Here is a 13307-nt window from a genome sequence, read left to right on the forward strand (position 1 = left end):
TCGTGTCGGGTCAGCCGGCCGCACACCGCCGCGTCGAGTCCCGCACCACCAGAACGGGTTTCGTACGCCGTTGACCGGCATTCTTCCCGGCCAGCAATTCAGCCAGCAGCCCCAGGGCATCGCGACCCATGTCGAAGGCGTGAGATTCGATCGAGGTCAACGGGACATGCATCTCGGTGGTCAGTGCGATGTTGTTGAAGCCGATCAACGATATGTCCGCGCCGACCCGCAAGCCGTGGTTGCGGATCGAGCCGGCAGCACCGATCGCGGCGAAGTCGTTCACCGCGAACAACGCAGTCGGTGGTGACGGCCCATCGAGTAGGCGGTCCGCGGCGACGTGCCCACCGTTACTGTCCAACCCCGAGAAAACGACGTTCTCCGCGGGCACCTCCACCCCGGCTTCCCGGAAGCGGTCGACGAAACCTGCCGGCCGGTCGATGCCGGTACTGGCGTGCGCGAGGCCTGCGATGACGCCGACGCGGCGGTGCCCCAGCTCGAGCAGATGCTCGGCCGCCAGGCGACCACCCAGGTAGTTGTCGCACGTCGCGGCTGGATAACCGGCGACACTGCGGTTCACCAGGACGAACGGCACCTCACGTCGAGCCAGCTCCTCGAGCACGGTGTGGTCGTCGGCGCGCGCGTCGCCGAGGATGAGCCCGTCGACGCGCCGGTCGAGCATCATCTCGATCCGCTTGCGCTGATCGGCCGGATCGTCCTGGGTGTTTGCCACGAATGCGGTCAGACCGCGCTCGGCGGCGGCCGATTCGATGCCCTCGTAGACGGTGGCCAGAACGACGTCGCTCAACCGGGGAACCAGCACGCCCACCAGATTGGTACGTTTCGTGCGCAGGCTCGCCGCGTGCGGATTCGGCCGGTAGTTGACCTCCGCCGCACGTTGACGGATACGTTCGGCGGTGGCGCCCGATGCGGCACGTTCACCTTCGCGCATCCCGTTGAGCACGCGCGCGACCGTCGAGACGTGTAGGCCGAGGTCGTCGGCGATCGACTGCAGCGTTGCTTGTTTCGACTTGGCCACTCCGGTCTTCCTGTTTGCCGTGCCCTCACCTCTTGACAGTGACGCGCAACTGGGAGCAGTATAGCCCGAACGTTCGGCCCGAACGTTCGGGCACCATGGGCCGGACGTGTCGATCGCCCTCGCGTCGACCCCTTTCAACCTCGGACAAGGACATTTGATGCCTGATCAGCACGCCTCTTCTGAATCCCATCGGTACAGCCCCGCACGGGTGGCCGTGGTGCAGTTCAACCCGCAGGTCGGCGTTGAGAACCTCAAGGCCAACTCCGAGGCGGTCTACGAACGTCTGCACCAGGCTGTAGCCGAGGGCGCCAACCTCATCGTCTTGCCGGAGCTGGCGACCACGGGTTACACCTTCGAATCGCGCGCCGAGGCCTACGCCCATGCCGAACCGGTGCCCTCCGGTGCAACGGTGGCCGGCTGGGTCGAGTTCGCCGCAGCGCACGACGCGTACATCGTCGGATGCCTGCCCGAGCTGGACGGAGCCGAGCTTTTCGACACGGCGGTCCTGGTCGGCCCGGAGGGTTACATCGGCAAATACCGCAAGACCCACCTGTGGAACGAGGAAAAGCTGTTCTTCTCGCCCGGCAATGTGGGCTTCCCGGTATTCCCCACCCGGATCGGCCGGATCGGCCTACTGGTCTGCTGGGACATCTGGTTCCCCGAAACCGCCCGGATCGTCGCGCAGCAGGGCGCCGACATCATCTGCATCCCCACTGGCTGGGTATGGACCCCGCCGCCGCTATACGACGCGAGCGGCACATGTATGGCCGCCTACCTCACCATGACAGCCGCTCACGTCAACAACGTCATCATCGCGACCGCCGACCGCATCGGCACCGAACGGACGTCGGGCTTCATGGGCAACTCGTTGATCGCCGAGACGAACGGCTGGCCGATCGACCGGATCGCGGGACCCGACGAAGACACGATTCTGTACGCCGACGTAGACATCACCGCCTCGCGTGGCGCGCCGATCTGGAACCAGTTCAACGATCTACACCGCGACCGGCGCACCGGCCTGTACGACCAGCTACTCGGTTACCGCGGCGGCCCGGCACTCCCCCGGTAGGCAGCGGCATGACGACTGCACCGCCCGCCCGGTACGAGCGCGCCGCCCTGCCGTTGTGGCCGCTCGTCGCCGCCATCGGACTGCTCGCCGCGACGTTGTGGAGCGGCAGCCTCCGCGCCATCACACCCATCCTCGGTGTGATCGCCTCCGCGGCAAGCGAACCCAACTTCTACAGCAGTTCACTGGCCGGCCTCGGCCTGCTCCTGGGGGGAGCACTCGGCCACTGGTTGCAGACCCGACGTCCGGCAGCCGGTGGCTTCGCACAAGCCTGCGGCACCGGGCTGTGGGTCCCGATGCTCGCCAGCGCAATGCTCGGGGTGGTGGTCAGCAACCTCATGTGGGGTTGGACCTTGGCAAGCGGCACGTGGCAGCCGTTGTTCGCGCCCTTCGTGTCGGTGTCCCCGGCCGTCGTGCTGATGTTCGGGGCGGAGGCCAAGACCGTACTGACCGGCGGAGTACTCGGTGGTCTCGTCACGCCGCCGTTCTCGGTGTTCGGCGCCGACGTGGTGTGCCCGAAACTGGGGCTCCCGCCCGTCGTCGGAGTGACCGGCGGCATGGCGGTCGCGGCGGTGGTCGCATTCACGATCTGCCGTCACCTGCGCTGGCTCCCCCGACCAGTGCGGCTGCGCACCGAACCACCGGCCCGGCCCCCGGAAAAGCACGGCGCCGTCTGGGTGCTTCGCCGGAGCCTGGCCGATTTCTCCGAAGCACAGTTCTTCGGCAGCGAATGGGCCAGCGCCGGGCTCATCGTCGGTGCGATCATCGCTTATCTGCTGAACCCGCCAGCGCCGGCCTACGGGTCGGGCCTGCTCCCCCAGATCCTGGCCGCGCAGGTTCTCACCGCGCTCGTCGCGGTGACCTTGTGGCGGCGGCGCTGGGACCAACGACCGTTCTACCCGACCTTCGTCCCGATCGTGTCGGTGGCGCCCGCCTGCGTGCTCACCTACGGAGGGACGCCCGCCTCGATCCTCGGAGGTTCCATACTCGGTGCGATCATCGGGCCACCGCTGGCCGCCGCGATCGCGGCGAGACTGCCCGCCCATTTTCATCCGCTCACCGGCTACGTGGCCGCCATGGCGGTCGCCACCTCGTTGATCATCCCTGCCCTGCAACTACTCCCAGGAGTTTGACATGACCGAAACCGCCGATACCGCGGTGGTGAGCGGATATTTTCACGACCGCGACATCCCTTCGCTGGCAGCCGATCTGCGTGCTGGGCGCACCACGAGCGTGCAACTCGTCGAACACAGCCTTGCGGCGATCGCTGCGCTCGACCCGACCTTGAACGCATTCACCACCGTTGACGCCGACGGCGCCATCACCGCCGCCGTCGAAGCCGACCGCGAACTCTCGCACGGACACGACCGCGGCGCCCTGCACGGCATCCCGGTATCCGTCAAAGACCTCATCGACATCGCCGGGCACGTCACCACGTCGGGATCACAAGTGAATTCCGGCCCTGCCGAAGCGGATGCCGAATGCATCCGCCGGTTGCGGGCCGCCGGTGCGGTGATCGTGGGCAAGAACGTCTTGCATGAATTGGCCTACGGCGCCACAGGTGACCGGTCGGCACACGGACCATCCCGAAATCCGTGGGACACCCGCAAGATCAGTGGCGGATCGAGCGGCGGAAGCGCCGTCGCAACCGCGGCGGGCATGGTGCCGCTCGCCGTCGGCACCGATACCGCCGGGTCGGTCAGAGTCCCCGCGGCCCTGTGCGGCGTGGTCGGCTTCAAGCCCGCCTACCGGGCCATCCCCACCGCCGGGGTCCATCCGCTGGCTCCATCGCTGGATCACGTAGGACTCTTCGCGACCTCGGCGCGCGGGGCCGCCGACGCTTACACCGCCATATCCGGTCGGCCACCGCAATCCACCGGCGCAGCCCCGCGCGTCGGATGGTTCGAGCCGGCAGGCATCGGGCCGTGCGACCCGGAGATCGCCGACATGGCGCGCGCCGCGTTGGCGCGGGCCGGCATCACCGTCGACGGCACCGTCGGAATCCCGTTCGCCCCAGGCGAGTTGTTCTCCGCGCTCAGTGTCCTACAAGCCGCCGAAGCCTACGCCGAGCACATGGACGGCCTGGCCGGACACGAACACACCATCGACCCCGAGGTCCTCGACCGCCTCCTGAGCGGGCGGGATACCGCGGCGTGGAAGTACGTTCGCGCCGACCGCAAGCGCGACGCTCTGCGCACCGCGGTCGCCGCACTGTTCGACCGGTTCGACGTGTTGGCGATGCCGACCGTGCCGACCGTGGCCACCGAGATCGACCAGCGTGAGCATGAAATCGCCGGGCAGCCAGTCGAAGTGCGGTCGGCACTGCTATCGCTGACCTGCCCGTGGAATCTCACCGGACATCCCGCGTTGAGCGTTCCCGCGGGTACCGTCGCAGCCTTGCCCATCGGGCTCCAGTTGATCACCACGCGCGGTAGCGAGCACCTGATCTTCGACCTGGCCGAGAGAATCGCACGCCCATGACCGTGCACTACACCCCGTTGCTGCCCGTCGGACCCGACACCACCGATTACCGCCGACTCGACACCGGCGACGTGCGTACCGTGAACGCCGCCGGCCGGGACTTTCTGGAGATTCCGCCGGACGCCCTCGAACAGTTGGCCTTCGAGGCCTACCGCGACGTGTCACACCTGCTGCGGACCAGCCACCTGCGACAGGTCGCGGCGATCCTCGATGACCCCGAGGCATCGCCCAACGACCGGTACGTCGCCACCGAGCTGCTCCGCAACGCCAATGTCGCGGCCGGCGGGGTGCTACCCATGTGCCAGGACACCGGAACCGCCATCGTGCATGCCGCACGCGGCCGCCACGTTTTGACCGACGGCGATGATGCCGAACACCTTTCGCGCGGGATCGCCCGTGCCTACACGACGCTGAACCTGCGGTATTCGCAACTGGCACCGTTGTCGATGTTCGACGAGCGCAATACCAACACCAACCTCCCGGCCCAAATCGAGATTCTCGCCGACGGTGATGACGCCTACCGCTTCCTGTTCATCGCCAAGGGCTGTGGCAGCGCCAACAAGAGCTTGCTGTTCCAGCAGACCGCCGCACTGCTCAAGCCCGCCGACCTGCTCGACTTCATCGTCGCCAAGGCCGCGCAGATCGGCACCTCGGCATGCCCGCCCTATCACCTTGCGGTCGTGATCGGCGGCACCAGCGCCGAATTCGCCCTCAAGACCGCCAAACTGGCCTCCGCACACCACCTCGACCGCCTGCCCACCTCCGGAACCGCGGCGGGGAACGGATTTCGCGACTGCGACTTCGAACAGCAGATCCTCACCGCCACACAGCAACTCGGTATCGGTGCGCAGTTCGGCGGCAAGTATTTCTGTCATGACGTGCGGGTGGTACGCCTACCGCGCCATGGCGGCTCACTTCCCATCGCATTGGCGGTGTCGTGCGCCGCGGACCGTCATATCGTGGGCAAGATCAGCCGCGACGGCGTCTTCCTCGAACAACTCGAGGTCGATCCGGCGCGGTTCCTCCCCGACGTCGCGGGCGGTTTCGACGATGATGCCGTGCGAATCGACCTCGATCAATCCTTGGCCGCCACCCGCGCTCAACTGTCGGCCCATCCGGTCGGCACACGAGTGTCCTTGACCGGGACGATGGTGGTGGCACGCGACCTGGCCCATGCCAAGATCCGTGACCGCCTCGACGCCGGAGAACCGCTGCCGGACTACTTGCGCCGCTACCCCGTCTACTACGCCGGGCCGGCAAAGAGACCGGACGGCTACGCCTCCGGTTCGTTCGGACCCACCACCGGCGGCCGGATGGATTCCTACGTCGAGCGGTTCCAAGCCGCCGGCGGCTCATTGGTGATGCTGGCCAAGGGAAATCGATCAGATGCCGTACGGCGATCCTGTCAGGCTCACGGCGGGTTCTATCTGGGATCGATCGGCGGACCCGCGGCCCGGCTCGCCCAGGACTGCATCACCTCGGTGGAAACCGTCGAATACGGAGAACTGGGCATGGAGGCGGTACTGAAAATCCACGTCAAAGACTTCCCGGCATTCATCGTCATCGACGACAAAGGTCACGACTTCTACCGTAACGACCGCACTTCACTCACGATTGGAGCTATACCACAATGACTTTCACCGACGCCGGCCTTCATCACCTCACCTTTGACCGTGCCGGCACCGAGCTCACCGCCGAGGTCAAACCGGGCCGCGGGACAGCGATACTCATCGTCCCCGGCGTCATGGCGGACGCGGCCACCTGGCAGCCGGTGGTCGAAGAGATCGACCTGCCCAACCCGGTGATCACCGTCAACCGGCGCGGCCGGACGCCCAGTGGTCCCCTCGGTGCCGGATACTCGATCGATGTCGAGGTCGCCGACCTGCGGCACCTCATCGGCCAAACCGGGCCAGCCCACCTGTTCGGGTGGAGCTACGGCGCGCTGATCGCACTGGAGACAGCGCTGGAGAGCCCCGGTATCGCGTCCCTGGTCGCCTACGAACCCGTGGCCGCGCCGTTCGCAGCCGAGACCGTGCGGCCCATCCGCGCCGCCGTCGCCGCAGGCGACCTGGACCGGGCTGTCGAACTGGTCAACACCGATGTATCGGGTTTCTCCGCGGACTATGTGGCCGACTTGCGACGCGGCCCAGCCTGGTCAGTGCTGCGACCGCTGGCCGAGCCACTGGGCGAAGAACTCGCCGCGATCAACTCGTACACGCCGGCCCTGGACGGGTACCGAGAGCTTCAGATGCCGGTGACGCTCATCCTCGGCGCACTGAACGAGAACCAGGCTCCGTACGGCACCGCCTTCGCCCCGTTCGCGGCCGCACTGCCTCAGGCCGATGTCGTTCGATTGCCAGGACAAGGCCACCTGGCACACGTCGAAGCACCCGCCGAACTCGCGCGAGCCATCACCGCCGCCGTCCGGGGAGCCGAAGCCGGCAGATGAGACTGGGGTGCGCCGATGCCGCGGTTTCGGGTACGGCATCGGCGCGCGCCGTGGGCGCTTGCCCAGTCACTCGCGCATCGGGTCGGAAACGGAACCGCCCGACGCGCTCTTGAATATCGAACAACAGTTCGAGTGCGCCGTCAAGGCGGATCTCAGTTCGTGGGAATCGCGGGGTGACTGAGCCAGGTCACCACTGGCCGAGCTGGCAGCGCGGGCTGTACGGATGATCGTTCTGGACCGCGATCTGGCCGTCGACGGAAATTTCGCAGTGCGCGTTGGGCTCGGCCCGGCCGCCGTGCGTGGTGCTCGCGACGGTGAAGATGGCCCACTGCGGATCGGCGAGCGTCGTCTCGAACACCCACGGCGCATCCGGACCGACGTTGACCGTTGCCTTCTGCAGGTACTTGTACGCGTCGGCGTTGTAGGCGTCTTTACTCGCAGGCTGCGTCGTCAGGTAGTAGAGGTCGAACTCGTATGGTGCGCCGGAGGTCAGCGTGTACTTGACCTTGTGGCCCTGGGCGTCCGGTTCCGCATACGACGTTGCGTTGGAGACCGCCATACCCGCGGCCGCCAGAACCAGCGCCGCACCGACCGTGGTTGTCACTTTTCGCACATTCGTCATACCCGTCATATCCCAGCAGGCTACCGCCTTGTTACAGGTGCGACTAACGGGTCCGGCGGCGCCGCGTCAACGGCAAACCAACTCGGCCTAGCTTGAGGTTAATTTGTTTGTCACACACAGACATTTCCCAGTAACAGCCGCGATCTAACGTCCCGATTCGACACCTGCAGTCCGGTGTCAACCTCTTGCACCGCTGTCGATCGTGATCGGCCGAGAAGCGCTGCCATTCAAGGGAAAGGTCGCCCATGCGAGTTCCAGGACGTGCCCCGTTGCGTCGGTCGACGTTAGCCGCAGGGAGTTTGATCGCAGCAGCCAGCCTGCTGCTGGCCGGCTGCGGCAGCCGTGCGAGCGAAACCGACTCAGCAAACGCAGCTTCCTGCGTGGACACCTCCGGTCCCAAGATCAAAGTCGGATCGTTGAACTCCCTGTCGGGGACGATGGCGATTTCCGAGGTCACGGTCCGCGATGCGATCAAGCTCGCGGTCGAGGAGATCAATTCCAAGGGCGGCGTTCTGGGCAAACAGATCGAGCTCATCGGCGAGGACGGCGCGTCCGAGCCCACGGTGTTCGCCGAGAAGGCCGAGAAGCTGATCAGCAGCGACTGTGTGGCAGCGGTGTTCGGCGGTTGGACCTCATCGAGCCGCAAGGCCATGCTCCCGGTGTTCGAGAGCGCGAACGCGCTGCTGTACTACCCCGTGCAGTACGAAGGCCTCGAGTCGAGCAAGAACATCTTCTACACCGGCGCCACCACCAACCAGCAGATCGTCCCCGCGCTGGACTACCTCAAGGAGAAGGGCATCAAGTCGCTGTACCTCGTGGGCAGCGACTACGTGTTCCCGCAGACGGCCAACCGAATCATCAAGGCCTATGCCAAAGAGAACGGCATCGAGATCAAGGGCGAGGACTACACCCCGCTCGGTTCCACGGACTTCTCCACCATCGTCAACAAGGTTCGCAGCGCCGACGCCGACGCCGTGTTCAACACGCTCAACGGCGACTCCAACGTGGCGTTCTTCCGGGAGTACCGCAACGTCGGCCTGACCCCGCAGGAAATGCCGGTGGTCTCGGTCTCGATCGCCGAGGAAGAAGTCGGCGGTATCGGAGTGCAGAACGTCGCCGGCCAGCTGACCGCGTGGAACTATTACGAAACCATCGACACCCCGGTGAACAAGGCTTTCGTCAAGGCCTACAAGGACTTCGTCAAAGACCCCAAGAAGCCCACCTCGGATCCGATGGAAGCCGCCTACGTCTCGGTCTATCTGTGGAAGAACACCGTCGAGAAGGCCAAGTCCTTCGACGTCGCGGCGATTCAGGACAACGCGGATGGGGTCAGCTTCGACGCACCCGAGGGCAAGGTCACCATCGACGGCGAGAACCACCACATCACCAAGACCGCCAGGATCGGTGAGATCCGGCCCGACGGCCTGATTTACACGATCTGGGAGTCCAAGGGCCCGATCGAGCCCGACCCGTACCTGAAGTCCTACCCGTGGGCTGCGGGGCTGTCCGGATAAGCATGGACATCCTTATCGGCCAGCTGGCAACGGGATTGAGCCTGGGCTCGATCCTGTTGCTGGCCGCACTCGGCCTGTCCCTGACCTTCGGCCAAATGGGCGTCATCAACATGGCGCACGGCGAATTCATCATGGCCGGGTGCTACACCGCTTACGTTGTTCAGCAGGTCATCACCAATGCCGGTGCCTCACTGTTGGTTTCGCTGCTGGTCGGCTTCCTCGTCGGCGGCGCCATGGGAGCACTGCTGGAGGTGACGTTGATCCGGCGGATGTACCACCGTCCGCTGGACACCCTGCTGGTCACCTTCGGAGTCGGCCTGATCCTGCAACAGGTTGCTCGCGACATCTTCGGCGCGCCGGCCGTCAATGTCGTCGCCCCGGAATGGCTGTCGGGTGGCGTCGAGATTCTCGGCGCGGTGGTGCCCAAGACCCGGATATTCATCCTGGTGCTGGCCGTCGTTTGTGTGGCGGTGCTCGCCACGGTGCTCAAGACGAGTCCGATGGGGCGCAGGATCCGCGCGGTGGTTCAGAACCGCGATCTGGCTGAAACCAGCGGAATCTCCTCGCGCAGAACCGATATCACCACCTTCTTCATCGGATCGGGACTGGCCGCGGTGGCCGGGGTGGCACTGACCCTGATCGGCTCCACCAGCCCCACCATCGGCCAGAGCTTCCTGATCGACGCCTTCCTGGTGGTGGTGGTCGGCGGACTCGGCCAGATCAAAGGCACCGTCATCGCGGCCTTGGCCCTCGGCTTCCTGAACTCGTTCATCGAGTACAGCACCACAGCGTCGCTGGCCAAGGTGATCGTCTTCGCCATCATCGTGATCTTCCTGCAGGTGCGCCCGCAGGGACTGTTCACGGTACGGACCAGGAGCCTGGTATGAGTGCAGTGACGCAGGAAATACGGTCGAGCCTGGGCCGTTGGCAGACCTGGGCCGGATTCGGGGCCGCGGCGGTGGTGCTGTTCGGCGTGGCACCGGCGGTTCTGTCGGACTTCCGTCTGAGCCTGCTGGGCAAGTTCTTGTGCTTCGCGATCGTGGCGGTGGGCATCGGCCTGGCCTGGGGTCGCGGCGGAATGCTGGTACTGGGCCAGGGCGTGTTCTTCGGCCTCGGCGGCTACATGATGGGGATGCACCTCAAGATCGCCGACGCCGAGATCCGTGGCCACGACGTGCCCGATTTCATGCAGATCGCCGGGGTACGGCACCTGCCCGGTTACTGGGAACCCTTCGCCTCCCCCGCATTCACATTGGTGGCGATCCTGGTACTGCCGACGGCCGTCGCGGCCCTGCTCGGCTTCGGGGTGTTCAAGCGCCGCGTCAAAGGCGCCTATTTCGCCATCCTGTCGCAGGCACTGGCCGCGGCGCTGGCGATCCTGCTGGTCGGCCAGACCAGCCTCGGCGGCAGCAACGGGCTGACCAATTTCCGGACCTTCTTCGGGTTCAACCTCAACGACCCGGCGAACAAGCGGATGGTGTATTTCCTTGCGGCAGCGACACTTCTGATCGTCGTGGCCCTGGTGCGTCAGCTGATGTACAGCCGCTACGGCGAGCTGCTGGTCGCCGTGCGCGACGGGGAGGAACGAGTGCGGTTCCTGGGCTACGACCCGGCCAACATCAAGGTCGTGGCGTATACCCTGGCGGCATTGTTCGCCAGCATCGCCGGTGCGTTGTTCGTGCCGATCGTGGGATTCATCGCGCCGTCACAAGTCGGCATCGTGCCGTCCATCGCCTTCCTGATCGGCGTCGCGATCGGCGGCCGCACCACCCTGCTCGGGCCCGTCCTCGGCGCCATCGGGGTGGCCTGGGCGCAAACCCTTTTCTCCGAACGGTTTCCCTCCGGTTGGATCTACGCACAGGGTCTGCTGTTCATCGTGGTCGTCGGATTCTTCCCCGCGGGTCTGGCCGGGCTCGGTGCACTGTTCACCCGGTGGCGGCGCTCACGTGCCGGCGCGCCCAATCCCGAGGAGTCCCCGCTGGAATCGGCAACGGATGCCGATTCCGAGAAAGTAGGTGCCGCGTCGTGATCGCAACCGAGCAGACCGAGGCACCGGAGCCGGTGGCCGGAGGCAACGCGGGCATGGGCGCCCAGTATCTGGAAGTCCGGGGACTGACAGTCGATTTCGACGGGTTCAAGGCGGTGAGCAACGTCGACCTCACCCTGTTCCAGGGAGATCTGCGCTTTCTCATCGGCCCCAACGGCGCGGGTAAGACGACCGTCATCGACGCCATCACCGGTCTGGTGGGGGCCACCGGTTCGGTGAACAAGTCGGGGGCGGAGTTGCTCGGCAAGAAGGTGCACCAGATCGCCAGGTTGGGCGTGGGCCGCACCTTTCAGACAGCGAGCGTCTTCGAACAACTCACGGTGTTGCAGAACCTCGACATCGCTGCGGGCGCCGGCCGTTCACCCTGGACCCTGTTGCGCCGCCGACGCGGCGTGCTGCCCGCGATCGAAGAAGCGCTCGAGACCACCGGGCTGGCAGAGCTGGCCGACAAGCCCGCGGGCGTGCTGGCCCACGGTCAGAAGCAGTGGCTGGAGATCGGCATGCTGCTGGTACAGAACGCCGATGTCCTGTTACTCGACGAACCGGTGGCCGGGATGAGTCACGAGGAACGGGAAGAGACCGGAAACCTGTTGCGCCGCATCGGAGGAGCCCGCACCGTGGTGGTGGTGGAGCATGACATGGACTTCATGCGGGCCTTCGCGACCTCGGTCACGGTGTTGGCTCGCGGCCAGGTGATCGCCGAGGGTTCGGTGGCCGAGGTTCAGGCCAACCCGAAAGTCCAAGAGGTCTATCTCGGCACTGCCGCGGCCGGCGTGGAAGGAATCGCCTGATGCTCGAACTACTCGACGTTCGAACCGGTTACGGCCGTTCCGAAGTGATACACGGTGCGAGCATCGCCGTGCCCTCCGATGGCGTCGCCGCGGTCATGGGTCACAACGGCGCCGGAAAGACGACCCTGCTGCGGGCGGCGGTCGGCCTGCTCAAATGCACTGCGGGAAAGGTGCTTTTCGACGGTGAGGACATCACCCGGCTGCGCCCTAGCGCACGGGTGGCGCGCGGTCTGGCGTACGTGCCCCAGGGACAGCAGTCCTTCGGACAGTTGACCACCGCGGAGAATCTTCAGGTGGTCGCCGATGGCCGCAAGAACGGCAAGGCGCTGATCGACGAGCAGCTGGACCTGTTCCCTGCCCTGAAGGAATTGCTCACCCGTCGCGCGGGCCTGCTCTCGGGCGGCCAGCGGCAACAGCTTGCCATCGCGCGGGCGTTGATCACCAGCCCCAAGTGCCTGATCCTCGACGAGCCGACCGAAGGCATCCAACCGTCGGTGGTGGCCGAGATCGAAGCCGCGATCACCTCGCTGACTGCCCGCGGCGATCTGGGAGTCCTGCTGGTGGAACAACACATCGGCTTCGCGCTGGAATCCGCGCAGCGCTACTACATCCTGGAGGCCGGGCGCATCACATCGAGTGGCACGGGCGGCTCCACGTCCGAGGCCGACGTCCGCGCCGCCATGGCCATCTGACCCCCCCAGCACCGCGAGCGTGCGCGTCTGCCGCCCGACACGCCGCCAATCGTCGGCATTTCCCGCACGCTCGCGGCTCGCCACGGGCACACTTTCGACCATGACCGAACCGGCTCAGCCCCGGGTTCTGGCCGATAGCGGCGCAACGGTGGTGGCCGAACACGGGCCGCTCGTCGTCGTCATCGATCGCGGCAGCGGGCCGTTGGCGACCACCGCGTTCGTTCTCGGTGTGTTGGCGGTCGTGTTCGGCGGGTTCGGCGCCGTCACCCTCGCACTCGCGGGCTCGACCGGGCGCGGGGCAGACGCTGACGTACCGCCGATGGTGAGTGCGGTGTTTCTCGCCGTCGGGCTGGCCTTGGCCGCCGCGACAATTGCCGTGGTGCGACGGATCAAGGCGAAGCACCGGCAGCCGCTGACCGGCTACCGGCCGGTCGCCGTGTTCGACCGGGCCCGCGGGGTGCTCATCGACGGCGACGGCAAAGTGCTGGCCCCGCTGTCGCAGGTGCAGCTCGCCCGCCGGATGCAGCTGGGCTCCAGCTCACCCAAACTCGTCGCGGTGACTCCGAGCGGCGATCGGATCCTGAAGCGGGGCACCCCTTCAACGGCGGC

Annotated in this window: 12 protein-coding genes; 10 read left to right on the forward strand and 2 right to left on the reverse strand. The window is 66.2% G+C overall.

The genetic code is table 11. The features are described from left to right. Window positions 1-10: 10 nt before the first annotated feature. Complete coding sequence (locus K6L26_RS18580) at window positions 11-1036, reverse strand: LacI family DNA-binding transcriptional regulator (RefSeq protein WP_221851108.1); 1026 nt, start codon at window positions 1034-1036, stop codon at window positions 11-13. Window positions 1037-1193: 157 nt separating this feature from the next. Here K6L26_RS18580 and K6L26_RS18585 point away from each other — a divergent pair, with 157 nt between their 5' ends. Genes K6L26_RS18585 through K6L26_RS18605 form a run of 5 tightly spaced genes read left to right on the forward strand, consistent with a single transcriptional unit; the run spans window position 1194 to window position 7032 of the window. Then, window positions 1194-2105, forward strand: coding sequence for a nitrilase family protein (locus K6L26_RS18585; protein ID WP_221851110.1), 912 nt, complete (start codon window positions 1194-1196; stop codon window positions 2103-2105). An 8-nt stretch (window positions 2106-2113) separates the two neighbouring features. Next, window positions 2114-3235 (forward strand): hypothetical protein, encoded by a 1122-nt coding sequence (locus K6L26_RS18590; protein WP_019345908.1) that lies wholly within the window; start codon window positions 2114-2116, stop codon window positions 3233-3235. 1 nt (window position 3236) lies between these two features. Next, a complete protein-coding gene (locus tag K6L26_RS18595) occupies window positions 3237-4583 on the forward strand; it encodes an amidase (protein WP_221851112.1) in 1347 nt (448 codons plus the stop codon). Continuing rightward, complete coding sequence (locus K6L26_RS18600; RefSeq protein ID WP_221851114.1) at window positions 4580-6217, forward strand: FumA C-terminus/TtdB family hydratase beta subunit; 1638 nt, start codon at window positions 4580-4582, stop codon at window positions 6215-6217. The genes K6L26_RS18595 and K6L26_RS18600 overlap by 4 nt, the downstream gene beginning before the upstream one ends. Further along, entirely contained in the window at window positions 6214-7032 is an 819-nt protein-coding gene (locus K6L26_RS18605) for an alpha/beta fold hydrolase (protein ID WP_221851115.1), read from the forward strand. Before K6L26_RS18600 ends, K6L26_RS18605 begins: the two co-directional genes overlap by 4 nt. Before the next feature lie 187 nt (window positions 7033-7219). Here K6L26_RS18605 and K6L26_RS18610 read toward each other — a convergent pair whose 3' ends face one another. Further along, window positions 7220-7654 (reverse strand): Rv2576c family protein, encoded by a 435-nt coding sequence (locus tag K6L26_RS18610; protein ID WP_019345904.1) that lies wholly within the window; start codon window positions 7652-7654, stop codon window positions 7220-7222. A 245-nt stretch (window positions 7655-7899) separates the two neighbouring features. Between K6L26_RS18610 and urtA the strand changes: the two genes are divergently transcribed. The 5 genes from urtA to urtE are packed head-to-tail and all read left to right on the forward strand — an operon-like array spanning window position 7900 to window position 12698. Next, on the forward strand, window positions 7900-9168 hold the full coding sequence (gene urtA / locus K6L26_RS18615) for an urea ABC transporter substrate-binding protein (protein WP_221851117.1): 1269 nt from the start codon (window positions 7900-7902) through the stop codon (window positions 9166-9168). A gap of 2 nt (window positions 9169-9170) precedes the next feature. Continuing rightward, window positions 9171-10055, forward strand: coding sequence for an urea ABC transporter permease subunit UrtB (urtB, locus tag K6L26_RS18620; RefSeq protein ID WP_019345902.1), 885 nt, complete (start codon window positions 9171-9173; stop codon window positions 10053-10055). 17 nt (window positions 10056-10072) lie between these two features. Beyond that, complete coding sequence (gene urtC / locus K6L26_RS18625) at window positions 10073-11197, forward strand: urea ABC transporter permease subunit UrtC (protein ID WP_064897024.1); 1125 nt, start codon at window positions 10073-10075, stop codon at window positions 11195-11197. A gap of 53 nt (window positions 11198-11250) precedes the next feature. Beyond that, the gene (urtD, locus tag K6L26_RS18630) at window positions 11251-12006 is read left to right on the forward strand and encodes an urea ABC transporter ATP-binding protein UrtD (protein WP_064897022.1); all 756 of its coding nucleotides are present in this window, start codon (window positions 11251-11253) and stop codon (window positions 12004-12006) included. Beyond that, window positions 12006-12698: an urea ABC transporter ATP-binding subunit UrtE gene (gene urtE / locus K6L26_RS18635; RefSeq protein ID WP_019345899.1), complete on the forward strand. Its 693-nt coding sequence runs from the start codon at window positions 12006-12008 to the stop codon at window positions 12696-12698. Before urtD ends, urtE begins: the two co-directional genes overlap by 1 nt. The last annotated feature ends 609 nt before the right edge of the window (window positions 12699-13307 follow it).

It is taken from the genome of Mycobacterium farcinogenes (genome assembly GCF_019739075.1).
Lineage (GTDB): Bacteria > Actinomycetota > Actinomycetes > Mycobacteriales > Mycobacteriaceae > Mycobacterium > Mycobacterium senegalense.

Excerpts from the sequence above, each read along its gene's own strand:
- K6L26_RS18585 (WP_221851110.1), top strand. The coding sequence starts at position 1,194 with ATGCCTGATCAGCACGCCTCTTCTGAATCCCATCGGTACAGCCCCGCA.
- K6L26_RS18590 (WP_019345908.1), top strand. The coding sequence starts at position 2,114 with ATGACGACTGCACCGCCCGCCCGGTACGAGCGCGCCGCCCTGCCGTTG.
- K6L26_RS18595 (WP_221851112.1), top strand. The coding sequence starts at position 3,237 with ATGACCGAAACCGCCGATACCGCGGTGGTGAGCGGATATTTTCACGAC.
- K6L26_RS18600 (WP_221851114.1), top strand. The coding sequence starts at position 4,580 with ATGACCGTGCACTACACCCCGTTGCTGCCCGTCGGACCCGACACCACC.
- K6L26_RS18605 (WP_221851115.1), top strand. The coding sequence starts at position 6,214 with ATGACTTTCACCGACGCCGGCCTTCATCACCTCACCTTTGACCGTGCC.
- K6L26_RS18610 (WP_019345904.1), bottom strand. The coding sequence starts at position 7,654 with ATGACGAATGTGCGAAAAGTGACAACCACGGTCGGTGCGGCGCTGGTT.
- urtA (WP_221851117.1), top strand. The coding sequence starts at position 7,900 with ATGCGAGTTCCAGGACGTGCCCCGTTGCGTCGGTCGACGTTAGCCGCA.
- urtB (WP_019345902.1), top strand. The coding sequence starts at position 9,171 with ATGGACATCCTTATCGGCCAGCTGGCAACGGGATTGAGCCTGGGCTCG.
- urtD (WP_064897022.1), top strand. The coding sequence starts at position 11,251 with ATGGGCGCCCAGTATCTGGAAGTCCGGGGACTGACAGTCGATTTCGAC.
- urtE (WP_019345899.1), top strand. The coding sequence starts at position 12,006 with ATGCTCGAACTACTCGACGTTCGAACCGGTTACGGCCGTTCCGAAGTG.